Origin of the sequence: Prevotella rectalis, from assembly GCF_900607215.1 — a bacterium.
Classification (GTDB): Bacteria; Bacteroidota; Bacteroidia; order Bacteroidales; family Bacteroidaceae; genus Prevotella; species Prevotella brunnea.
Map to the genome: position 1 here is coordinate 472,852 of NZ_LR027822.1, position 23,577 is coordinate 496,428.

18 protein-coding genes are annotated in these 23,577 nt (G+C 44.1%); 8 read left to right on the forward strand and 10 right to left on the reverse strand.

Going from position 1 to position 23,577, the window contains the following annotated elements:
- Positions 1-27 precede the first annotated feature (27 nt).
- From E0E16_RS10330 to xerA, 7 genes are all read right to left on the reverse strand, one after another.
- Positions 28-1,215, reverse strand: a complete 1,188-nt coding sequence (locus E0E16_RS10330; protein ID WP_130829501.1) for an IS256 family transposase — start codon at positions 1,213-1,215, stop codon at positions 28-30.
- Between the two features lie 304 nt (positions 1,216-1,519).
- A complete protein-coding gene (locus tag E0E16_RS10335) occupies positions 1,520-3,673 on the reverse strand; it encodes a M6 family metalloprotease domain-containing protein (protein WP_130830239.1) in 2,154 nt (717 codons plus the stop codon).
- Between the two features lie 82 nt (positions 3,674-3,755).
- A complete protein-coding gene (locus E0E16_RS10340; protein WP_130830240.1) occupies positions 3,756-4,688 on the reverse strand; it encodes a Calx-beta domain-containing protein in 933 nt (310 codons plus the stop codon).
- A 33-nt stretch (positions 4,689-4,721) separates the two neighbouring features.
- Complete coding sequence (locus tag E0E16_RS10345; RefSeq protein ID WP_240048184.1) at positions 4,722-6,236, reverse strand: RagB/SusD family nutrient uptake outer membrane protein; 1,515 nt, start codon at positions 6,234-6,236, stop codon at positions 4,722-4,724.
- A gap of 24 nt (positions 6,237-6,260) precedes the next feature.
- A complete protein-coding gene (locus tag E0E16_RS10350) occupies positions 6,261-9,242 on the reverse strand; it encodes a SusC/RagA family TonB-linked outer membrane protein (RefSeq protein WP_130830241.1) in 2,982 nt (993 codons plus the stop codon).
- A 634-nt stretch (positions 9,243-9,876) separates the two neighbouring features.
- Complete coding sequence (locus E0E16_RS10355; RefSeq protein WP_130830242.1) at positions 9,877-12,693, reverse strand: M16 family metallopeptidase; 2,817 nt, start codon at positions 12,691-12,693, stop codon at positions 9,877-9,879.
- A gap of 161 nt (positions 12,694-12,854) precedes the next feature.
- Positions 12,855-13,784 carry a site-specific tyrosine recombinase/integron integrase gene (gene xerA, locus E0E16_RS10360; RefSeq protein WP_130830243.1) on the reverse strand — a complete coding sequence of 310 codons (930 nt, stop codon included), beginning with the start codon at positions 13,782-13,784 and terminating at the stop codon, positions 12,855-12,857.
- 43 nt (positions 13,785-13,827) lie between these two features.
- Between xerA and aroQ the strand changes: the two genes are divergently transcribed.
- The 7 genes from aroQ to E0E16_RS10395 all read left to right on the forward strand — a co-directional run bounded on the left by aroQ (position 13,828) and on the right by E0E16_RS10395 (position 20,256).
- A complete protein-coding gene (aroQ, locus tag E0E16_RS10365; RefSeq protein ID WP_130830637.1) occupies positions 13,828-14,268 on the forward strand; it encodes a type II 3-dehydroquinate dehydratase in 441 nt (146 codons plus the stop codon).
- A gap of 18 nt (positions 14,269-14,286) precedes the next feature.
- Positions 14,287-14,919 carry an O-methyltransferase gene (locus E0E16_RS10370; RefSeq protein WP_130830244.1) on the forward strand — a complete coding sequence of 211 codons (633 nt, stop codon included), beginning with the start codon at positions 14,287-14,289 and terminating at the stop codon, positions 14,917-14,919.
- A gap of 112 nt (positions 14,920-15,031) precedes the next feature.
- Positions 15,032-15,367 (forward strand): 30S ribosome-binding factor RbfA, encoded by a 336-nt coding sequence (gene rbfA, locus E0E16_RS10375; protein WP_130830245.1) that lies wholly within the window; start codon positions 15,032-15,034, stop codon positions 15,365-15,367.
- 35 nt (positions 15,368-15,402) lie between these two features.
- Positions 15,403-16,632: an FtsX-like permease family protein gene (locus E0E16_RS10380; protein WP_130830246.1), complete on the forward strand. Its 1,230-nt coding sequence runs from the start codon at positions 15,403-15,405 to the stop codon at positions 16,630-16,632.
- A gap of 439 nt (positions 16,633-17,071) precedes the next feature.
- Complete coding sequence (locus E0E16_RS10385) at positions 17,072-17,434, forward strand: BlaI/MecI/CopY family transcriptional regulator (RefSeq protein WP_130830247.1); 363 nt, start codon at positions 17,072-17,074, stop codon at positions 17,432-17,434.
- A 24-nt stretch (positions 17,435-17,458) separates the two neighbouring features.
- Positions 17,459-19,030 carry a M56 family metallopeptidase gene (locus E0E16_RS10390; protein ID WP_165444226.1) on the forward strand — a complete coding sequence of 524 codons (1,572 nt, stop codon included), beginning with the start codon at positions 17,459-17,461 and terminating at the stop codon, positions 19,028-19,030.
- Positions 19,031-19,335: 305 nt separating this feature from the next.
- Entirely contained in the window at positions 19,336-20,256 is a 921-nt protein-coding gene (locus E0E16_RS10395) for a tetratricopeptide repeat protein (RefSeq protein ID WP_130830248.1), read from the forward strand.
- Between the two features lie 88 nt (positions 20,257-20,344).
- Here the strand turns inward: E0E16_RS10395 and dusB are convergent, their stop codons facing one another.
- The 3 genes from dusB to rnhB all read right to left on the reverse strand — a co-directional run bounded on the left by dusB (position 20,345) and on the right by rnhB (position 23,125).
- Positions 20,345-21,304 carry a tRNA dihydrouridine synthase DusB gene (dusB, locus tag E0E16_RS10400; protein ID WP_130830249.1) on the reverse strand — a complete coding sequence of 320 codons (960 nt, stop codon included), beginning with the start codon at positions 21,302-21,304 and terminating at the stop codon, positions 20,345-20,347.
- A 260-nt stretch (positions 21,305-21,564) separates the two neighbouring features.
- Entirely contained in the window at positions 21,565-22,476 is a 912-nt protein-coding gene (locus E0E16_RS10405; protein ID WP_130830250.1) for a helix-turn-helix transcriptional regulator, read from the reverse strand.
- Positions 22,477-22,522: 46 nt separating this feature from the next.
- On the reverse strand, positions 22,523-23,125 hold the full coding sequence (rnhB, locus tag E0E16_RS10410; protein WP_130830251.1) for a ribonuclease HII: 603 nt from the start codon (positions 23,123-23,125) through the stop codon (positions 22,523-22,525).
- A gap of 145 nt (positions 23,126-23,270) precedes the next feature.
- On the opposite strand from rnhB, the gene E0E16_RS10415 reads away from it, so the two are divergent.
- Entirely contained in the window at positions 23,271-23,570 is a 300-nt protein-coding gene (locus E0E16_RS10415) for a hypothetical protein (protein WP_130830252.1), read from the forward strand.
- Positions 23,571-23,577: the final 7 nt, after the last annotated feature.

Genomic DNA, 23,577 nt, shown 5'->3' on the forward strand with positions numbered 1-23,577 from the left:
TCGGTAGTGTCCTTAAAAGTGTGTAATTCATCTTTCCTTTCTCTGTACTTCCACTGTTATTTTATTCTTTTCTTTCCAGTTCTTGAATTGATATATTCTCCTTTCATATGTCGTCTTTGTTTCCTCCATCGCCACGGCCGCCAGGAGGAAGATGACGGACTTCTCTGATGGCATGGATGTTCTCATTTGGATGGTTCTCCTGTACTTCCTGTTGAGCCTTTCAATCCAGTTGGTCGTATATATGCACCTCTGCACTTGGGCCGGGAAGTCCATATACGTGAAGTAGGCACAGTTGCGTTCGGTCTTGTACTTTCTTAGTGCAGGATATTTCCTTTCCCATTTCTCGACAAAGGTAATGAATTGTTCGTATCCCTGCAAGGAATTCATCTCGTTGTTCTCCAATTGGAACACCTCACTGAGCTGCTGCGCCATTACTGGTTTGTCTTTATGTGATGCGCCGCTGAGTATCTGTCGCTTGACGTGTGCCACGCAGAACTGGTGTGCGGCACCTGGAAAGGCTGCACAGACGGCATTCTCTATTCCTTGCAATGCATCGGAAACGACTAAGTCTATCTGTTCGACGCCTCTTTGCTTCAAGGCCTCAAGCTCGTCTTTCCAGCACAGAGCCCCTTCTGTGGGATGATTGACAACCGTGAGCACCTCCCTGCTGCCGTCTTCCAATACCCCCAGAATGGTATAGTAGGCCTCCTTGGACACCTGTCTGTCCCTACGGGTGGAAATAAAGGTGGCGTCGATATAGACGGCTAAATAGTGGGAGGAAAGGCTACGGCAAAGCCACCGTTCGACGTCCTCACGGCAGCTACCGGCAAGATGCGATACCTGCTGCTTGCTGTAGGAACGACCATAGACGCAATTGGAAATCTCGCCTATCTGCTCCGTGGTAAGACCTTTGGTGTAGAGGAGGTTGAACAATTTGGCACGTTCCTCGCTTTCGCTGCGTATCAACCCTAAGAGAATGGGATAGAAGTTCCCGCTGCGACTGCGCGGAATACGGAGCGAGAACTCAAAGCCGTGACTGTACCAACGGCGAGAACGGAAGCCATTGCATTGCTCATGGGCATTTTCGCTGACGAACAACTCTCGTTCATGATACATCAGGGAGTTCATGATTAATGACTGAAGGGTAACAAAACCCTCGCTGCTGCTTGTGTAATTCGAAAGAATTTCCGAAATTTGCGAATGTGTAAGTTTCATTTTTTTCTTTTTTAAAGTTATCAAATACAAAGATAAGAAAAAAGAAGCTTACACACTTTTATAGGACAGTACCAAATCAATAGTCCATTGGGCAAAATCCTTACCCGATTTTACCCCAACCATTCTGAAAAAACAATGAAGGCTCCATAGGCATCAAAAAAAAGAGGTCGGCTGTCACCAGCCAACCTCTACATTCGAGAGAGAAAATACATGGATAAAAAATATTTTTACACATGCGTTTTCATCGTAGGTTCTCAAAGGTTTGTTCTAAATCTTATTCATGATGTCATCAGACCGCATATTCTTACTTCACGAATTTCTTTCCATTAACGATATAAACACCATGAGGAAGTTTCGTGATGTCTGTGCCCATAAAGACACCATTCAATGAATAAATGCGATTATTGTAAGATTGGCGACCTACATTCACATCATTAACTGCCTTAATTCCGTCATCTACTTTTTTGGCAATTTTCACTTCATCAAGGAAAAGATAAGATGAAGAAGACTTGAACTTAATCTTAAATTTCCCCGAAGCCTTTATCTTTGCTTTACACTCGTTGAACTGATTTGCAGCAATATTGAATGATGTTGGATTGACAGAAGCATTGCCCAAAATTTCTATCGAAAGCGTTGCATCCTGCGAACCAAAAGGACCACTGAAAAATGACAAATCATAATCGCCGGACAAATCTATTTCAGGACTTGTAACTTCGGATGCGAACAAGCCACACTGAGAGGCTCCACCAGTCTTGGTACTTGACCAACCTTCAACATCAGGATGGAAATGTGCCGTTGCACCCATCTGATTGATCAAGCCCATCCAAGCACCATCGTTACCACCCTTTCCGGAGCATTTGTTAAAAGACTCGTAGAATGCCACATTGTCGCCTACCGATCCGGACTCGTACAAACCAAAGGAGAAAGATACTGTCTGATCATCGTTCTGGGTGATGTTTTGTATCAATACATTCATTTTATGCGTACCATCGGAATTTGGATTGTAGAGATCCTGACCGGGATAATTAGTATTATTCGTTAAACTATTTGCAGAACCCTGAGGAAAAGCCATTGTCCGATAGTCAGATATACTGCCACCGGCCGGAATGGGTACCAAACGTTGGTGATCATTATTCTTGGTTCCTGAGTTGGTCCAATATGGACCTGTGGTATTGGGTTTGTTATTTGCCCAAATATAAGCATCAAAATCCATGTGCCAAATGAGTAGTCCACGCCCGGGCAGACCGGAATCCCATTTAATTGGTTGGCGGTTCTCCAATAAGAAGAACTCTAAATCGTGTGCCTTGTTTAACACCGCATAAGCTTCCCCTTTTTGGGACAAAGGCTTTAAGTTCTCTATCTTCTGCGTAGCAGACAACTCTATTGGTTCTAACCAACCGGCAGACATTTTTTCATAACTTGAATAACCGGCAGGGCAGAATCCGTTCTTATTATGATTTCCATTATCCATCAAATCCCAACCTCCTGCACCGGGATTTCTACCATTTTTGTCGTAATCTATATCATATAAGTCGGGAAAACCTAAACAATGAGAGAACTCATGACAAATTGTTCCTATACCTGCCAAGGTTGTTTCGGTCAACATCTCGTTGGAACAAGCATAGACAGCAACTTCTTTACCATCAAAATGCAAGGTCATGTCATTTGAACCTTGACGTTTAAGGGTACTTTTGTGAGGCCAAACCGTATCGGGATCTCCACCACTGGCTTCGCCACGACCTGCATAAATAACATAAACCTGTTCTACTTTGCCATCACCATCCCAATCATAATCAGCCCAATGCAACTTGTCTGGAAACAAATCATTTGCCTTTTGACAAGCTAACTGAATCATTAGAGCAGGGTTGGCATCACTTCCATCAACATTAGCACCGTAAGTAGCATAAGAACCTAAGGTAACCGGACCCACAACATCATATTCCAAGTTAAATTTACCGTCACTTTGATCATGGAAATAATCATGAACGCTACCATACGATCCACCATCGCTAAAACCAGGCTCGTTTGCCATGCGATTATAATACTCCTGAGGATTAGATAATGAGAATGATTTATCGGAGAACTGAGCCAATATAATCAAGCCTTTCTTTTTACCCTCAAATCTACCGGCTTTACGTGCAGACTTAAGAGAGCGGGTACGACGATAGGTGGCTTCATCGAAAGCAGATACTCTTGTACCTGCAAGAGACAAACTACGTCTTGCATTGGCAATCAGCAGATCCATGTCTGCCTTTTCAGCAATGTTGTTGGAATTCAAAACATATTTTGTTCCGTCTTCAGACTGCCAATAATGCATGTGCTCATCGCCTTTCAGCTCAACCTTTATGAGCTTTCCGTTCTGAAGTTTCACTGTACGCCAAAGCCCGGACCATGCGGGTTCGGCAAATGAAGATACAGAAAATAGCAGAGCGAACAATAAAGAAAATAAATATTTCATAAAAAACGTTAGTTAAGCAATGTTTATAATCTAAATTAGGGAGAACAAGCAAATGTTCTCCCTAAATCTTAGAAAGATAAAATTATTTCTTACCGACAACCCTTGTCAGAGACTCGAACTTATATAAAGCCCATGCACCGGGATCGTTAGCTGAAATTTCACCTCCGTAGAGATAAATCACTTGACTTCCATCCAATGTAATCGTATTGGGTAGTTTATTATCAGAAGTGAGCTTCCAGGTATCGGTGAAGTCATTCTGACATAAGAACACCCAAGAAAACTTGTTATTGAAATTAGAAACCTCTTTACCTTGAACAAGAGACAACGTTCCGGTTTTCTTACTCTTATCAAAGGTGTAAGCATATTTCCAAGTGAAGTTCAAATCAGCACCAAGATTTAAGAAAGCCGGAGCAGAAACTGTCAAGTACTTATTATATTCTGGATCAGATTCATCAGCTGGTCCGGAAATAGTAACTTCTCTTTCAAATGGTACATATTCACCTTTTGGTGTATTAGCTGACTGCTCCATTCCCTTGAGTATCCATTTACCAAAGAACTTCTCATAGAAGGAAGCATCATTGTCTCGAATAATTACGTGAAGGGTTTTGATGGAAAGCGTGCCACCCTGTATTGAGGTGATGGTCATGTCAAATTCACGATCATCATTGATAACTTCGTCATCCAACAATTCCAACTCAATATTTAGTTTTGCCTGTGCTGTTGTATCATTGGCAGCCAACATAGTCAGGGTCTTATCAACTATACGATAATGCTCGCCTTCTTTAGCCGGATTCTGTCCGGATTCAGCTGTTGCAATTTCCACAGAAACACGACCATTGATTCTTCCTGTAATTGCTATAGGCACTTTTACTGTACCCATATTCTCTTTTACAATCAGTTCGGACTTCTCAAAACCGACTGTAATATCAGATGTGTTAACTGATTCTTCGTCATCTGAGCAGGCTGCAAAACAGCCTACCAGAGCGACTAATAAAAATAATTTCAGATATTTCATATTTTATTACTCTATTTGGAATAAAAACTTTATTTAATAGCCAGGATTCTGCTGACTTCTTAACTGTGGATTAGCATCCAACTCTGCTTTCGGGATAGGCCATGTATAGCGATAATCATCAATTGCGTAAGTAACTGACTTCGTATTATTAACTACGACACCATCCAACTTAGAATTTTCCTCGTGTGAAGCATAACGCTTAAATCCTCTGTGCAAGCGTTTCAAATCGTAGAATCTAAAGCCCTCACCAAATAATTCTTTTGCACGCTCTTCATAAATATAATTGAGCAATGTTTCTCCAACACTTGATGTCAAGTCGTAATTTTTGATTCTTGAATAACGAATTGAATTCAAATAATGGTTGGCTTCTGCTTCGTTACCTGTTTTGGCGGCAGCTTCCGCTGCAATCAAGAATATTTCACCTAAACGGAAAGGCTTGGACATATTCACATAATTATTTTTTGTTGTTGTCCAAAGGTTCTTGTTACCCGGATACTTATTCAAGACAAATGCGGCGTATTTAGCACCTTCAATATCCAAATTCCATTGGTCGAAATAAGCTGCGAAGCGAACATCGCCTTCTCCATAACGAGCCAAAACCTCATAAGTAGGAATGTAATCCGCACTGGATTTATTATCACCACTGATATATGGAACAGCAGTTGATGAACCTAACTCATCTTTACTTCTGAATGGACGGAATATTATTTCCGTAGAGTTATCTTCAGTCCAAAGCGATTTCACATTATCCGGTTTGGTCAGCTTATATTTCTCAGAAGAAATAATCTCTTTAGATTTAGCTAAAGCCGTTGGATAATCGCCTTTGTAAAGAGCAACACGAGCCTGAAGAGCTGCTACTGCGTAGCTGGAGAGTTCTACTGCCATCGGTTTAACCTGATCGGCGTTCACCTGTTCATAGGCTTTAAGACCATCGTAAGCGATCTTCAAATCTTCTTCTATCAATTTATAGGTTTCATCCATTGAGCTACGAGCCGGATAAGATGCAACATCACCTGTAGGGTTAAACTTTGTCACAATAGGCAAACCTAACGCTTTGCTATTCTCTGCATAAGGCTGACAGAAGTGCTCTGCAAGGAAGAAATAGCAATATGCACGAAGGAAATGAGCCTCTGAATCATACTTTTTCAAAGTAACCTTATCAGCTTCTGTAAGTCCTTCAATTTTAGAAACATCTTCTACCTTTTGCATAATGTAGTTAGCATTTCCTATTTCTGAATAGGATGACGCGAAGAAGCCTTCAATATCTCGGTTTGAAGCCAAAATCTGTCCGGCAGAAACCTGTCCGTTTCTATTTCCATTGCTAATCAAGCCATGGAACTCATCCATCTGAAGATCCTGATAATAAATCCAGCCTCCACTTGTCAAACTTCTCAAAGCCGTGTAGATACCTAATCGCAATCGACCGATATCCTGCATACTCTGAATTGCGGTCTTTTCATTCAAAGCACCATAGGGCTCCTTGTCCATTGAGCAGGATGTAAACATACCTGCACAAAGGAGCATTATTGAAAATAATATTTTCTTCATTGTTATAATCTTCATTTTAATTTATTAGAAAGTAGCTTCTACACCCAATACAAACTGACGTGTATTCGGATAGTTAAATCTCACAAGGTTGATATCAGGTTCCGGATCATATCCAGAGAACTGAGTAATCGTAAAGAGGTTACGAGCTATACCAAAGATCTTAGCTGATTTCAAGATACGAGTTCCGTTTATCCACTTCTGTGGCAATACGTATTGGATTGTCAGATTCTTCAAACGAAGGAAGGAAGCGTTTTCCAACAGACGTGTATCAAATTCAGATCCGTAACCCGTTGCAGGGATATCGGTAATCTGTCCAGGTTTCGTCCATACGTTCAACATATCGGTAGATTGGTTCCAACGATTGGCAAAGCGTACATTCTTAATAAAGAAGTTATCGTTATTAATCATATACTTATCAGCCTGCCAAGCAAAATCTGCTGAAATTGAAAGGTTTTTGTATTGGAAAGAAGTTCCAAAACCTCCACTCCAAGGAGCATAACGCTGTTTTCCGGTGAATACGGCATCTTCAACTTCATTAAACTCTTTCGTTAAATTGCCGTTTGCGTCAAGCCACATCGGATGACCGTCAGCTGGATCTACGCCTGCATTTCTAACATAGAAGAACTCACCATAAGGCTTACCAACTTGAAGTTTTACACCTGTTCCATTGATTACATAAGAATCACGACCGGCAAAAAGTTCAGTAATCTCATTCTTATTGTAGTTCACATTAGCTTTGAATGTCCAAAGAATATCCTTAGTCTTCATGAGGTCAAGGGTGAAGTCAAAATCAAATCCGGTATTTTTCATTGAACCGATATTACCGGGTCCATCACCAAATCCTGTTGTATAAGAATAAGGAATGCTCATCAGCATGTCGGAAGTCTTCTTATGATAGACATCGAAGCCCAAAGAAAGGCGATTGAATACTCTTGCAGAGAAGCCACCATTAAGTTCGGCAACTTTTTCCCATGTCAGAGCATAGTTGCTTGGAGTTGAAATACCTAAAGAGGACTGACCGTTATACAATGCTCCTGTTCCCAAAAGACCGAAGTAATCGTAACTTCCGGCACCGGAAGCATTACCCGTAGTACCATAACTGATACGGAGTTCCAATGCGTCAAGCCAGCTTACTTTATTCAAGAAACTTTCTTTCTTGGCATTCCACATTGCACCTAAAGAATAGAAATGTCCCCAGCGTGTATCGGGAGCGAAGCGAGAGCTACCATCAGCACGGTAAGAGAAGTTAAGATAATATTTCTCTGCATAATTGTAATCAAGAGTTCCAAACAAAGAGTTGAAAACTTCCTCAGCACGAGAATCTCTAAGATTACTTGGTTTAACACTCGTTGCATCGGTGAGGCGGAGCTGACGTGCGTCTGTTTGACCTTTCGTGAAAACTCCAAAGCCTTTGCTCTTTGACAAGATAGTTTCTTCACCAAGCAAAACAGTAAGTCCGTGCAAGCCGAAGTTGTGTTTGTATTCTGCCGTATGAGACAAAGTAAATGAATAGTAACGAGAGAAGCTTTCCTGTGAAGAACCTTCCTGCTTATCGACCGGACTTCCCATCGGTGTTGTGAAAGCATCGTAAGGTTGCCATTGGTTAGACAATGTATAGTCGTAAGCATCCAAAGCCTGTTGTGCACGCAAGGTTAAGCCCTTAATAGGAGTGAGTTGTTCGTAGATATTGAAGTTAGCAGTTACACGCATACGCTTAGTGCTACGATATCTGTTTACGAAGTCGGGAGTCCAGTTGTCGCCATATTTCAAGACATCAGCAGGTCCGTCCCATACCAATTTGCCATCGGTGTCGAAATGATAATAGTTTGGCACGTCAAAAGGAAATGCCTGACGTGAGAACACCATTGGGTTCGTACCATAAATACCATCTGAACCGGCTTCTGCGTTAGACTCCCAATGGTTAATACCAAAGTTTGACTGGAAGCCTACCTTGAACCAATCATTCAATCGAGCATCAATGTTTGCTCTTAATGACTCACGGCGCATGCCTGATTGAGCTACAATACCATCTTGACTATGATGATTGAATGACAAGTAATAAGAGAAAGTCTTACCACCACCGGTCATTGTAGCATCCAAAGTATATGTAGGTGCGCTGTTGTTAAAAATTTGGTCGCGCCAATTGGTGTTGAATCCATATTTATTAACCAAGTTCTTAATTTCATCAGAAACCGGCTGTCCTATCTTGTCGCGGAACTCAACGTATTGCTGAGAATTCATCATCTCAATTTTATCAGCAATCGGGCTTGAAATACCGTATTGTGCGCGAAGCGTCAAGTTAGCTTTTTCGTCATACTTTCCTCTGCGGCTGGTAATCACGATAACGCCATTGGCAGCACGCGAACCGTAAATAGCAGTTGAAGAAGCATCTTTCAAGACTGTGATATTTGCAATATCCGAAGGGTTCAATGTATTGAACATTGACGAAGAAATAGGTGCACCGTCAAGAATGAACAACGGAGTGTTACTTGAATTGATTGAATTCACACCACGAAGACGAATCGTTGCAGATGCAGAAGGTTCTCCGGTAGCCGACAAGACAGAAAGTCCTGAAACTTGTCCGGACAAAGCATCGGTAAAGTTAGGTGTAACGGATTTTTGAAGTTTTTCATTACTTACCGTTGCTACTGCACCAACGACTGAACCCAACTTCTTGGCAGAACCATAACCCGTAACCACTACTTCTTCAAGTGCCGAATGATCCGGCTCAAGAACAATTTTCATGTTTGCGGAAGCATTCAGCGTTTTAGGTTTCATACCGATGTAAGACACGGTAATCTTAGAGCCTGCAGGAGCTGACAAGGTGAACTTACCATCCATGTCGGTCGCTGTTCCGTTTTTCGTTCCTTCCACCATAACAGATGCACCGATTATAGGCAATCCGTCTTCCGAAGAAACCACGGTACCGCTAATCTGTGTTTGAGCCATTGCCATTCCTAAGCTCAGGAATAGGCAGGCGAGAAACATTGTTAGTCTTTTTTCCATAAAATCTCTCTCTTTTTTAATTAATGTTAGTTGTTATAATTTTCCACAGTCATACGAGCCCCAAAGGTATTGCCCGGATTATCTCATAGTTTGGTAAAAAGAATGAAAGTGCATTTCATCTTTTAACATACGTGCAAAGATAATACATCAATTTTAACGAAACAAATAAATTTAAGGAAACAAGGTGTCTTTTTACATACATTAACAAATAGAACTTGTTTATGGTTTTGAAGCGCTATTTTAATGGTTATGAAATTCCATTAGCACACTGTCAGCTTTCGAAGACTATTTTTTCGTTCCGGGTGTTGAGGTTGCCGAACCTATTTCACCTTATTATATAAGTAGGTTTTATCCCAAATCGGTCGTCTAAATATTTTTTAGCTCTCACGCAAGGTTTCCACAAAATCATTTAGGACACCATTGGGAAACGCTAATGATTTGCTCACTTCCATACAACATCGAAAATTCCTAATGACCGATTTGGACTAAATTGTATTTTTCTGATGTCTGATTGGAGGTAAATCATAAAAAACGGGAAGAAAAGCGTATAAACTTTTCTTCCCATTTTCTTTATTGTTTTTTACAAAGAACAGGATTCTCGTTGAGAAATCCCATGTTCTTTATGGTATTCGTGTTATTTTGCCGGAGTCATTACGACCTCAGATTGGTTTCCGGTAGCCAGCAAGTCTTTCAGGAATGCAGCGATCTTCTCTGTGGTAAGAGATTGAACGGCTGTCTTATAACCTGTTTGCAAGTCAATCCCTGTCCATACGTATTCACCAATGACGTTGAGCCAGTGCCCATTGCTCTTGGCATCGATGTCAGCCTGCTTGAGCATGAAGTCCTTCACCTTCTGCAGTTTGTCGGCATCCACTTTTACGGAGTTCTCCTGAATACCTTCGTTGAGGAGTTTCACAGCAAGATCTGCCTTGTTCGGATCCATCGGACAGTAAGCCTGAATGAGTGCCATGGCCTTATCGCCGCGACGAGTTACGCCGCCACTTGCGCCTACAGAATAGGCTGCCCCCTCATCCTCACGGATGTTTTTCAAGTAAACCATGGAAAGAACCTGCGCGGCAGCATCCACAATCACGTTGTTTTCCACATTGTAAGGCATGGGTTGATGCCACAGTTCGAAAGCGATTGCCTTTGGTACTTCAGATTTGCGGGTGAACTTGTTGGTGTTTTTACCATCTGCAAAGCTGGGCACATCAGTCCAATTCTCAGCCTTTCCCTTTGGCAGACAGCCGATGTATTTCATGATTAGCGGACGAAGTGTTGCTTCATCGAAATTCCCCACGAAAGTATAGACAAATTGTCCCGGATTGGCGAAACGCTCTTTCCAGATTTGCAGGATACGGTCGTAGTTCACACCTTTTAGTGTCTTCACCGACAAGGGTGCGTAACGAGGATTATGTCCATAGATGGTCAGGGTGAGCGAGTCGGAGAATACGCTTTCCGGAGAAAGATCTTTGTTCTTCAGAGCCTGCTCATACTGAGTCATCATGGCATTGTAAGACTCTTGGTCTTTGGCAACATTAGTAAAGTTGAGGTAAACCAATTGCAGCATGGTTTCAATATCCTTTGGTACGGCGTGACCGCTGACCGTCTGATAATAAGAACCGAGGCTGAGCTGTGCACTTACCTGCTTTCCATAGAGTGCTTTCTCCAATTCCTGATTAGAGAAGTTGCCCAATCCGCTACTTGCAATTACCGAGTTGAAGAGTTGCAAGTTGTCATAATCGGCTTTCCCATAAGAACCGGATCCGCCTTTGGCAGCAGCCTCAAAGCGAATTTCGTTCTCCTTGTAATCGGTCTTTTTCAAGATGACGCGCGCACCGTTGCTCAAGGTAAGTTCTTTGTAACCAAGTGCCTTGTTCTCCGTTTCTTTAACAATCTTTCCTGCCTTTGGAAGTTTCTTTTCGTCCACGAGTGGCTCGTTCTTTGTATTGTCAACGTAAGCCTCTATCTTTTCTCCGCGCACGGCTTTAATGGTCTGTGCCATTTTGTCCTCGGTAGGATAAACCTTGCCCTCTTTCTCCTGTGCGTAGATGTAAGCCACGAAGTTACTGTCTGTGTTTGTGATCAATTCCTTGACGTATTCGTTTACAACTTGCACATTGAGCGCCGGAATTTCGATGAGTTGTTTCATGATTTGATATTCATCTTCCTTGCTTGGGATTGGCTCATTCTCAAGGAAGTGGTCGCGAAGCTCATCACCATATTGATTATTCTTAATCTTGTTTCGGTTCTGATATTGCGACTCCAACTGTGACAGATACTCTGCCTTCATGCGGTCGAACTCGCCCGGAGCAAAGCCATATTGGCGTACGCGTTGTGCCTCGCGATAGAGTGCCGCGAGAGTTTCCAAATCCTTTCCTTCCTTTGCGGTGGCTCCGAGTTGGAATGCGTCCTTGGTGCTGGACAGGATGTAATTGGCATCATAGCTGTATGCACCGAGAAATGGGCAGTCGGGCTTTTTCGACATTTCGCTCAAACGCTGGTTGAGCATCATGGAAATCATTTCCTTCAGATAGCTGTCCACATAGTATGCCTGACTGTTCTTCATCTCTTTCGGGAATACATCGTGTTTCATGGCAATGCCAACAGTCGAGCGTTGCATTTCCTTGTCTTTGTCGAACACGTAGATGGGTTGTGCGTTATCGGGCACTTCCACCTTTTCCACTTGTGGTGCGTTATCGGGAACGGTTACATTTGCCCAAAGCTTTTTGATGACAGCTTCCGTGTGATCGACATCTACGTCGCCCACAACGATGATGCACTGATTGTCCGGACGATACCATTTGTGATAATAGTCGCGCAAAGCCTGATACTTGAAGTTGTCCACTACGCTCATCAATCCGATGGGAAGACGCTTTCCATATTTGGCATTGGGATAGAGTTTCGGGAGGCTGCGTTCATAGATGCGCATGATCGGACTTTGTCCCATTTGCCACTCCTGATGAATCACGCCACGCTCCTTGTCAATCTCCTTGTCGGCGAGTGTCAGTCCGTTCGACCAGTCCTTCATGATGAGCAGACAAGAGTCGAGTGCGCTCTGACGCTGTGTGGGAACGTTACAAACGCGGTAAACGGTTTCTTCAATTGAAGTATATGCATTCAGATCGCTACCGAATTCAACACCAAGCGAACGAGTAAATTCCAATAGCGCGGAGTCGGGGAAATTCTCCGAACCGTTAAACGCCATGTGTTCAAGGAAGTGAGCCAAACCGCGCTGGTTTTCTTCTTCCTGAATGGAACCTACTCGCTGTGCGATGTAGAAGTTTGCCACTTTCTCCGGCCACTTATTCTGCAGAATGTAATAAGTCAGCCCGTTACTTAGTTTACCTTGCCTTACGTTTTTGTTCACAGGAATGGTTCCCATCATTTGGGCGGAAGCCATACCGGTAACAAAAAGAAAAGCAACTAAAAGCAAATGTTTAAGTTTCATTTTCTTACAGGTTAAAAAATATAATGTTTACTCATTTGGGACAAAGGTACATAATTTCCTCAAAGTTATTTACTTTTTTATGAAGTTTTTTCTATCTTTTATACGATTATCATGCTTTTTTCATAATCCCTTTCTAAAAGAATCCACAGGAATGATGAAACTTATAGTAGTTTATCATGGAACATGATGTTTCTGGGGTGATGCTCCAAGATTTCTTGTCGTAAAGCCGATGTGTCAATGTGTGTATAGATTTCGGTCGTTCCGATGCTTTCGTGTCCGAGCATCGCTTGTATGGCGCGTAGGTTGGCACCCCCCTCAAGCAAGGCGGTGGCAAAGGAGTGTCGAAGCGTATGGGGCGAGATGGTCTTGGCAATGCCTGCGTCTTTTGCATATTGCTTTATCATGATGAGTATCATTGTGCGAGTGAGGTGCGCACCACGCCGATTGAGAAACACGTAGTCTTCTTCTCCGGGCTTTATCTTCATTGCATCCCTATCCACAAACCATTTCTCGAGTTCTTCCAATGCTCGTTCCGATATTGGGACAAGGCGTTCTTTGGCACCTTTCCCCAATACGCGGATAAACTTTTCTTCCTTATATAAATTGGAGAGCCGCAGGTGGGTCAGCTCTGAGACACGTAAACCACACGAGAAAAGCACTTCGATGATGGCTTTATTGCGCTGTCCTTCCCACTTTTCCAAGTCGATGGCAGTTTCCAGCTTATCGACTTCCGCCGTTGAGAGTACCTCCGGCAGATGCCGTGATTGTTTTGGGGAGTCAAGTAGTTCTGTTGGATCGTTCTCAATATATCCGTCAAGCACGAGATAACGATAGAACCGGCGCACCCCGCAGAGGATTCTCGCCAACGACCTTGAGCCGATGCCGAGTTCCCAGACGGCTCCTGCAAAGAGTTCGATGTCTTCCAAACGAGCTTCCAATGGGCTGATGCCTTCTCCATTCAAATAATCGAGAAGTTTATCCACGTCGTGCAGATAGGCATCCTGCGTGTTTTCGGAGTAGCCTCGTTCCAACTTCAAATAGCGTTGGAACTTGCGTCGAAGATATGAAGATGAATTTTTGTCGGTTTCCATTTTATGTTGTATTTTTGCAAAGTTAAGAAAAAACAATGTAATGATGAAGCTAATTATTATTAATGGCCCTAATCTTAACCTCTTGGGCACACGCGAACCGAAGATTTACGGCAAGGAAACGATGGAGGACTGCCTAATGAGGCTGCGCCGGAAATACCTCGACACGGAACTTGATTACTTCCAAAGCAACATCGAGGGCGAACTCATCGATAAGTTGCAGCAGGTGGGGTTCTCGTTCGATGGTATCATTCTCAATGCCGGTGCATACACCCATACGAGCATTGCTCTGCATGATTGCATTCGTGCCATCACCACTCCCGTGGTGGAGGTGCACATTAGCAACGTGAACGACAGGGAAGACTATCGTCGCCGCTCCATGATTGCGCCTGCCTGCGCTGGAACGATACAGGGTTTTGGCATGGACAGCTATCGTTTGGCGTTGGAAGCTCTTTTGGAATTGCGCAAGGCGGAAGACGAAAAATAATCCGGACGGTGTGAAGTCATGAATATCGAGTTAGAAAATTACATCCATTCGCACATCGATTCCGAAGGCGATTATCTCTATCGACTTTATCGTGCCACCAATCTTCATACCATTCATGGCAGGATGATTAGCGGCCACACACAAGGCAGGTTGCTGAAGATGCTCGTTGAGATGGCACAACCCAAGAATGTGTTGGAAGTGGGTACGTTCAGTGGTTACTCCGCGCTTTGCATGGCCGAGGGATTGGGAGAGGACGGAAAGCTATATACCTTCGAAATCAACGATGAAATGGAGGATTTTACGCGTCCGTGGATTGAGGGTTCGGCAGTTGCCGACAAGATAGACTTCCGCATAGGCGATGCAAATGTTGAGGCTCCGAAACTCGGTATCGTGTTCGATATGGCTTTCCTCGATGGCGATAAGCGAACCTATGTGGAGACCTATGAAACGGTGCTTTCCATTCTGCGTCCCGGAGGATTTATCCTTGCCGACAACACGCTGTGGGATGGACACATTGTCGATTCCGCCTACGACCGCGACCACCAAACAAGAGGAATCCGAAAATTCAACGATTTCATCGCCAACGATGACCGGGTGGAGAAAGTTATCCTGCCCATTCGCGACGGTTTGACCATTATTCGTAAAAAATAAGTTTTCGTATCTCGCAAAGAATATCTATCTTTGCAACTGTAACAGCGTTCCCGAAAAGAAAATCACGCTTAGCAAAGCCATCTTCAGGAAACCCATAAAGAAAATAAATATCATGCAGGAAACAAGACAAAACCGTATAGCACGATTGCTACAAAAAGAACTGGCAAGCATTTTTCAAAGTCAGACACGCGATATGCACGGAGTATTGGTGAGCGTAACGCGCGCGAAAGTAAGTCCCGACCTCAGTGTCTGCACTGCCTATCTGAGTATTTTTCCATCGGAGCGCGCAGAAGAACTGCTAAAAAACATCAATGCCAACGAGAAAACCATTCGGTATGACCTTGGGCAACGCGTGCGCAACCAACTGCGTATCATCCCGGAACTTCGTTTCTTCATTGATGACTCCTTGGATTACATCGAGCGAATTGATGAGCTTCTGAAGAAATAAACCCGACGGAACGACAGGCTAAAATCTGCATTTCAATGAATTTTCCTTTTTACATTGCTCGGCGTTATCTGTTCTCCAAGAAGAGTACGCACGCCATTAACGTCATCAGCTTGATATCGGTCATTGGCGTGGCAGTGGCAACAACCGCCCTCGTGGTGGTGATGAGTGGATTCAATGGGTTCTCCGACCTCGTGGCTTCGTTTTTTACCAATTTCGATCCACAACTGAAGGTGGAAGCCGCGAAAGGGAAAACCATTCCTGCCGATGACCCCACACTTGCCAAAATCAAGGCATTGCCAAGTGTCAAGGTGGCTACGGAATGTATAACGGAACAAGCCCTTGCTGCCTATCACGGCAAACAAACAACCGTGATGGTGAAAGGAGTGGAAGATAACTTCGATTCGCTCACACACATCAGCGACATCCTCGTTGGCGATGGCGATTTTCGTCTTCACGTTGCCAACTTGGAATATGGAATCATTGGAATCGGTGTGGCAGAGACGCTCAACACAACGGTGGCTTGGGACGACTATTTGCATATCTACGCGCCGCAGCGAAAGGGACAATACGATATGGCAAATCCGGTCAATGCCTTTGTTACCGACTCAATTTTGTCGCCGGGAGTCGTGTTTCAAGTGAAACAAAACAAATATGACCGAAATTACATCATAACTTCCATTGACTTCGCTCGCCGCCTATTTGGCAGACAGGGAGAAATCACCTCTTTGGAACTGAGAATGGGAGCCGGGGTTGATATTGACGCGACGAAAAAGAAGATAGAGCAACTGGCAGGCGACAAGTTCGTGGTGAAAGATCGCTACGAACAACAAGCTGACACGTTCAACATCATGCGCATAGAGAAACTGTTTGCTTACATCTTCCTCTCTTTTATATTAATGGTGGCTTGCTTCAATATCATCGGGTCGCTCTCAATGTTGATGATAGACAAGAAACAAGACATTCAGACCTTGCGCAATTTAGGTGCGACCGACAAACAAATCAATCGTGTTTTTCTTTTTGAGGGAAGAATGATATCCGTGGCAGGTGCGGTCATCGGCATCGGCATCGGGCTCTTCCTTTGCTGGTTGCAACAAACTTATGGCATCGTACATTTGGGCAGTCAGGCAGGTAACTTCGTGGTGAGTGCCTATCCCATCAGTGTTCATCCTTGGGACATCGTGGCAATTTTCTTCACCGTGATTGTCGTCGGGTGGCTCGCTGTCTGGTATCCGGTAAGGTATATGAGCAGAAAGCTTACGAAATGACCGGTCGCTCCTTCGCTACTTCCAAATGGACAAAAGAAACACCATGTGGCGAAAACACACGAAATATTTTTACAAGTACAGGTAAAATCCATTTTTTCGCAACTCGTTAATTTTCAGCAAAATACAATTTAGCTTTCAAAAGCTTAGCTTTTGGAGTGCAAAAGGTAAGCTTTTGGAGTGCAATACCTCATCTTTTGCAATGCAATCGTTGAGCTTTTGCGATTGGATGGAGATTTTTCTTTACAATAATTCCCATAACTCCTTCTCTTTTCGGAAAGCGTAGATACGATAAAAGCAGGTGGAATATATTACGAAAAATTCGTAATAACGTGATAAATAATAGGAAAACGTGTAGAATTAACATATTTTAATTTGTAAAATTTGCAACCTCTACGAACTTTTCGTAGATTTGCCGAAAATCAATAAATGATTATTGAAAATGGAAGAATTGACAAAACAAGAAGAAGAAGTGATGTTGCACGTTTGGAAGTTCAAGAGCTGCACCATTAAACAGGTGCGGGAAGTAATGCCGGAGCCCAAACCGCCTTACACCACCTTGGCTTCTGTCATCAACAAACTGAAGCGCAAACAATTCCTCTCGGCGATACAGGAAGGCATTACGTATGTTTACGCCCCGAAAGTAAAAAAGAGCGAATACAAGAAGGCGTATATGTCGAAATTTGTTGACGATTATTTCAAAAACTCTTTCCGAGAAATGGTGTCTTTTTTCGCAAAGGAACAAAAAATCAGTCCGAAGGAATTAAAAGACATAATTAAGGAGATAGAAAAAGGAAAAAAATAAATATTAATAAAAAACGACAGCCGTATGATTTATCTTGTAAAAATCAACATCGCCATCATCGTCCTCTTCGGCTTCTACAAGCTGATTTTCTCGAACGATACGTTCTTTGCTTGGAGACGGGCAACACTGTTTGGCATCTATCTGACGGCAATACTGATACCGGGACTGGACTTCTCCCATTGGGTAAGTTCCAATACCGACATGACTTTCATGGCAGACGCCTATGCCGAAAATGTTTTGCCGGAGGTTTCTGTTTCCCCGAGAGCTTCCGACGGATGGAACGTTCTCACTTGGCTCGCGTGGACATACGGCGCAGTTGTGGCATTGCTCATGCTTAGGTTTGTTCGTCAGTTGCTATCCATTGCCAAACTGAAGAAAGATTGTGCAACATTCGAGCTGAACGGCATTCGCATTCACAAACTGACCACAGATGAAGGACCTTTCTCGTTTTTCAATTTGATATTCGTAAATCCGGAAAAACACAAACCGAATGAACTCGAAGAGATACTCATGCACGAACAAATACACTGCCGGCAATGGCACTCCGCAGACATTCTCTTCACCGAACTTTTTGCCATCGCCTTTTGGATTAACCCATTCGCATGGCTGCTCAAACGCGAGGTGCGAATCAACCTTGAGTTTATCGCCGACAATCGAACACTGGCAACAGGCTTCGACAGTAAGCAATACCAGTATCACTTGCTCGGCCTCACATACAAAAAGAACGTAGCTACAATTTCAAATAACTTTAATGTTTCACCTCTTAAAAAGCGTATAAAAATGATGAACAAAAAAAGAACAAAGGGAATCGGGAAAGCGCGATATGCACTTTTCGTTCCATTGATAGCAGCTCTCTTGCTTGTCAGCAACATCGAGACTGTGGCAAGAGAAATGACGAGAACAGTAAATAACATTCCGGAACTTTCCGATTTAACACAAAAAGTGTCCAACGTATTCAAAAAGGTTCAAACGGAAATAAACACCACAACCGCCACGAAGACTGTGGCACCCCTGCCAACCGATAGCACAACGGAAGCGATGAAAAAAGTTAATGAAGAGGCTTCCAGAAATCCGGAAGAGGTGTTTAACCTTGCGGAAGTGATGCCCACGTTCCCTGGGAATATCAACGTATGGATTATGAAGAACATGACATATCCTGAACAAGCTGTCAAGCAAAAACAACAGGGACGCGTTATCGTGAAATTCATCGTTAGCGAAACAGGAGAAATCAACAACCCTGAGATAATACGTGGGGTATCTCCCTTGCTCGATGCAGAGGCCTTGCGTGTGGTAAAAGCCATGCCTAAATGGAACCCGGGCAAACAAAACGGGAAGGCTGTCAGGACATATTACGCTGTACCCATAACGTTTAGACTGGAAGGTGGCGAGCAGGCAAAAGAGAACACTGCCATGCCGGCAAAGAAAAATATTCTTTACGTCATTGATGGGAAAGAATATGCTCCCGAAGAATACGACATCAACAAACTTGATCCGAATCAAATCGAGAGCGTGACCGTGCTGAAAGGACAACAAGCTGTGGACAAGTATGGTGATCGTGCCAAGGATGGGGCAATTGTCCTTCAACTAAAGAAATAAATCCTCTCATGGTGGGCAGTATCAAGACCAACATTATGAAAGGTGCTTGATACTGCTTCTTGGTTTTTCATATTTCAAAGCATCTCAGAATGAACATCAAGACGCTTCGTGAGTCATGAATTGTTTAATCGCTTTGGAACTGGTGTAAACATTGGTTTGTGGTTAGGATAAAACATAAAACACTGGCATTAGACAAAGAAGCACAGCGAGTTGTTGTCTCTATGCCTAAATGGATTTGTCGCAATTAAAAGCAATTGAAACAGCTCTTGCTACAAGTGGACGGTCCAACTATTCAGATATTACGAATGAAAAAGTTATCACTCATCCTTTTAATAAGCATGGCAATGAATGTCTATGCTCAAAATCGGCAGCAGCTTGTAGCGCTCGGCGACAGTTGTATGCGTGAATACGACTTCTTTCACGCCATCCAACACTATCAGCAGGCACAGCAAATACGGACAGAGAACAAAGTCAGGCTGAAGCTGGCAGAATGCTTCTATCAGCGAAACGATTATCATGGATGCTCCGATGCGCTGGACAAGGTGCCGTCAGACAGCCTTAACCACAATGCCCTCCGGCAACTCTATTATTCCAATAGTGCGATGAAGAACACGTCGGAACAACTTTATTGGGGAACGTATATCAAAATAAGGTATCCGATGGACAGCAAGATTATCGCCGACGTCATGGGACTTCTCGTCAGCGACAGTTACGACAAGCCTGAGGTAGCCGTTAGTTACGGGCAAGATTACTGCCTGATAGATTCCACTAACATAGAGGTGAACCGCGCTTTGGGCGAAGCCTACTTCCTGAACAAGGACTATGAGAGATGTGTTGCCACCTACCGAAGGCTCTTTGCTGAGAAAGACACCACCTATAACTCACTTTATTATATGGGAGGAGCATTCGAATACTTGAATCAGCTCGACTCTGCGGCCTTCTATTTCACACGAGCCGTGGAGCGAGAACCCAAGATGGCGGTGGGAAACTATAGGTTGGGAGTGGTCGAGAACCAACTGGGGCATTACGAGAATGCGCTGAAATATCTTCACAACGCAGCCACGCTCTACGAACCCAGCAAGTTCATCATGTTTATCATCTATAAAAACATGGGCGACGCTAAGTTCAATCTGAAAGATATCAAAGGCGCCGACTTGTATTGGGGGTACGCTCTGGCCTACAGAGACGACCCGGAGCTTGCCAAAAGACGGCAAGCACTGAAATAAAGGCAACGTATCGATAACAAAACATCAAGGGCGCCATCATGCAAAAGCCTCATCTGGGAGAACGGAGAATGGCAAAACAGACAAAAAATCATCTCAACCTGTTGCGGCATTCCTCCAGTATCGTCAGCAAATCATCCATCTTTGTGGCGCGCAGCATGGAGATTCTGGTCTGCTTGAAGTCGGGAATCCCCTTGAAAATGGGCGATGCTGCCAGATGCCTACGGGTGTGTAGGATGCCCCGGTACTCGTCAATGCGCTCGACGTTGATACGGAGCATTTCTTCAAGCACGTCGATTTTGTCATCAACCGACAACGAGTTGCCTTGCGATGGCTGGCTGAAAATCCACGGACAGCCAAAGGTTGCCCTGCCAATCATCACCGCATCCACGCCGTAGCGGTCGAAACGCTCGCTGGCTTCTTCCCTGCTCGCAACATCGCCATTGCCAATGATTGGGATTTGTATGCGAGGATTTTGCTTAACGGCACCTATCAGCGTCCAGTCGGCTTCCCCTGTGTACATCTGCGCCCGCGTCCGGCCATGGATTGTCAGAGCCTTTATGCCACAGTCTTGCAGCTGTTCTGCCAATTCGGTGATGATGAGATTGTTGGCATCCCAGCCTAAGCGGGTCTTTACGGTAACCGGTGTCTTCACAGCCTTAACGACCTCTCGCGTTATCTCAAGCAACAGGGGAACGTTCCTCAGCATTCCCGATCCGGCACCTTTGTTCGCAACCTTCTTCACCGGGCAACCGAAATTGATATCTATCACATCGGGGTGCACTTGCTCAACAATCTTGGCAGCTTCGACCATCGACTCCACGTCTTTCCCATATATCTGTATGCCGACAGGGCGCTCTTCGTCGTCAATTACTATCTTGTTCAACGTTGATTTGATGCTGCGAATAACGGCGTCAGCCGACACGAATTCCGTATAAACCATTGCCGCGCCAAACCGTTTGCACATCTTGCGGAATCCGATATCCGTCACATCTTCCATCGGAGCAAGGAATAACGGCCGTTCTCCCAAATCTATTGTTCCTATTTTCATGACTGCAAAGGTATGTACTTTTTCCCGGATAACAACATGGAAGACAGCTCTTGTCTGAAAAATATTTTTGAGTGGCAACTTTGTTCTCCATCTCCTCCAAACAGTTCTCCACGAGACTCCCCATTATTCGCCCACGCAGCAATTCAAAAGACCGGCATATTCTCTTTGTTTGGCGGGGGTATTGAAAAAGCGAAAATCCCTTTCGATGAGATGGAAAGGATTTTCGCTTTTTCAACGGATACGGAGGAGCTGCTGTCGGGTCATTCCTTTTTAATGCGATGGTTCATTTCCTCTAACCGGCTCGCTATATATTTCCGGAAGGAATCTCCCTCAAGAATTTCTATGTCGTTGAAAAGTCCGAGCACGAAGCGTCCCAATCCACGTGGGTTGCAGATGGGAATGTTGAGCAGCCAGTGGGTCTCATCAGCCGGTGTCAGATATTTCGCTCCTTGGGGATATTCTTCAAGAAAAAGATTGTGGGAGAGTTGCCCCAAGAGCAGTTTTACCTGAGAGATTGTCTCTCCGGCGAACATGAAGATATCGGTGAAGACCTGCCGGTGCTTATCTTCCGATATCCATGGAGTTTGCAACACCTCGATTTGTCCAATGCGATTGATGCGAAACGTTTTGTTGGTGCCCGATCGCAGTTCATGGCAACGCACATCGTCATTGTTGTTCATCAACAGGAAAGGTTCCACGATTCGGTCGGAAACGGTGTGGCTGTGCGGACTGGAATAGTCGATGAGACGCACCATGTGTTTGGTGTCGATGGCACGTCGCAGTTCGCTTACCATATTATTAATGTGGCGACGGACGGGTGTGTTCATATATACCGAGAAATTATAAGCCCTGTCTATCTTGTTCCGGAGCTGATTAATCGTTTCGCTCGTGCCTCCTGCCATTTGCAGGAGGTTGTATATGGCGAGCATCTCCTTATCGGAGAATTGGATATTGGTTTGCAGCCGGGCGAAAAATGGTGAGCGGGGGTCGATGTGATAGCATTGTCGCTGCTTGAAAAGTATCATTCCGGCTTGTTTCAGAAAATCGAGCAGATAATAGATATTCCTGCGTGAAAGTTCAAGTTTCTCGCACAATTGGGCAACGGTGTAACCTTGTGGTTCGGATAACAACAAGATTAGTTCAAGTTGGGTACGGAGTTTGTCGAAACGCATAAGATATTGAAGATAAGAAGTGAGGAAACAAGGGCGAAACAGTAACTTAGAAATCGAAAGAAAGTTCCTCCTGAGGAAGCAACGTAAAGGAACGACGATGATAAGGTGTGATGCCATGTGTCCGAATGGCGGCACGATGTCTTTGGGTGGGATAGCCCTTGTTGGAGTTCCAGTCGTACATGGGATATTCCCGACTTAACTCTTCCATGTAATCGTCGCGAAACGTTTTCGCAAGAATTGAGGCGGCGGCTATGGAGAGATATTTCCCATCTCCTTTTACGATGGTCGTAGCAGGCAAATCGCGATAAGGCTTGAAACGATTGCCATCGACAATGACCGCTTCGGGACGAACAACAAGCGCATCGAGTGCGCGGTGCATCGCCAATATGCTGGCATTGAGAATGTTTATCTTGTCGATTTCCGCGGGAGTTACCACGCCTATTGCCCACGCAAGTGCGTCTCGCTCGACAATGGCACGCAAGGCATATCGCTTCTTGGCGGAGAGCTGCTTGGAATCGTTGAGCATTTCATTGGTGTAATCGGACGGAAAAATTACCGCAGCCGCATAGACACTGCCCGCCAGACAACCCCTTCCGGCTTCATCGCATCCGGCTTCCACAAGGTTTTCATAATATCTACTTTTCAACATGACATTATTATATGAGTTGCTTATCGCTATTTATTAACATAATACAACATTATTATTTTTTAAATCGAACTCATTGTGCACACATGTATCCTAACTTTGCCATCGCAAACGAAAACAATAAGATAACTTCATAAAAACAGACGACATGAAAAAAGAAATGACCCTATCTGCCACCGGCAACGGAACCACCTCTGCTTCGGAACGATGGAACATTGATTTGAAAGAAATCAAAGCTTGGGCGAAGACTCCCTCCGAATGGTTAAGGAAGTATTACAGCTCAATTTTTGAACGAGAGATTGACCGTTGCCAAGCGGCTGCCGTTACACAAGCACAGATTGCTTTCCTATCGGCGTTATTCACGAGCACGGATGTTTTTTTTCTAAAAGCCGGGTTTGCCGTATGGTTTGCCGTTAGCGTTTACAGATGCAAAAAATTGTTGGCGTAACGCGAGC

What these genes read in the sequence shown, in the direction of transcription:
- E0E16_RS10330 (WP_130829501.1), bottom strand. Translation starts at nt 1,215, where the DNA reads ATGAAACTTACACATTCGCAAATTTCGGAAATTCTTTCGAATTACACA.
- E0E16_RS10335 (WP_130830239.1), bottom strand. Translation starts at nt 3,673, where the DNA reads ATGAAATATTTATTTTCTTTATTGTTCGCTCTGCTATTTTCTGTATCT.
- E0E16_RS10340 (WP_130830240.1), bottom strand. Translation starts at nt 4,688, where the DNA reads ATGAAATATCTGAAATTATTTTTATTAGTCGCTCTGGTAGGCTGTTTT.
- E0E16_RS10345 (WP_240048184.1), bottom strand. Translation starts at nt 6,236, where the DNA reads ATGAAGAAAATATTATTTTCAATAATGCTCCTTTGTGCAGGTATGTTT.
- E0E16_RS10350 (WP_130830241.1), bottom strand. Translation starts at nt 9,242, where the DNA reads ATGGAAAAAAGACTAACAATGTTTCTCGCCTGCCTATTCCTGAGCTTA.
- E0E16_RS10355 (WP_130830242.1), bottom strand. Translation starts at nt 12,693, where the DNA reads ATGAAACTTAAACATTTGCTTTTAGTTGCTTTTCTTTTTGTTACCGGT.
- xerA (WP_130830243.1), bottom strand. Translation starts at nt 13,784, where the DNA reads ATGGAAACCGACAAAAATTCATCTTCATATCTTCGACGCAAGTTCCAA.
- aroQ (WP_130830637.1), top strand. Translation starts at nt 13,828, where the DNA reads ATGAAGCTAATTATTATTAATGGCCCTAATCTTAACCTCTTGGGCACA.
- E0E16_RS10370 (WP_130830244.1), top strand. Translation starts at nt 14,287, where the DNA reads ATGAATATCGAGTTAGAAAATTACATCCATTCGCACATCGATTCCGAA.
- rbfA (WP_130830245.1), top strand. Translation starts at nt 15,032, where the DNA reads ATGCAGGAAACAAGACAAAACCGTATAGCACGATTGCTACAAAAAGAA.
- E0E16_RS10380 (WP_130830246.1), top strand. Translation starts at nt 15,403, where the DNA reads ATGAATTTTCCTTTTTACATTGCTCGGCGTTATCTGTTCTCCAAGAAG.
- E0E16_RS10385 (WP_130830247.1), top strand. Translation starts at nt 17,072, where the DNA reads ATGGAAGAATTGACAAAACAAGAAGAAGAAGTGATGTTGCACGTTTGG.
- E0E16_RS10390 (WP_165444226.1), top strand. Translation starts at nt 17,459, where the DNA reads ATGATTTATCTTGTAAAAATCAACATCGCCATCATCGTCCTCTTCGGC.
- E0E16_RS10395 (WP_130830248.1), top strand. Translation starts at nt 19,336, where the DNA reads ATGAAAAAGTTATCACTCATCCTTTTAATAAGCATGGCAATGAATGTC.
- dusB (WP_130830249.1), bottom strand. Translation starts at nt 21,304, where the DNA reads ATGAAAATAGGAACAATAGATTTGGGAGAACGGCCGTTATTCCTTGCT.
- E0E16_RS10405 (WP_130830250.1), bottom strand. Translation starts at nt 22,476, where the DNA reads ATGCGTTTCGACAAACTCCGTACCCAACTTGAACTAATCTTGTTGTTA.
- rnhB (WP_130830251.1), bottom strand. Translation starts at nt 23,125, where the DNA reads ATGTTGAAAAGTAGATATTATGAAAACCTTGTGGAAGCCGGATGCGAT.
- E0E16_RS10415 (WP_130830252.1), top strand. Translation starts at nt 23,271, where the DNA reads ATGAAAAAAGAAATGACCCTATCTGCCACCGGCAACGGAACCACCTCT.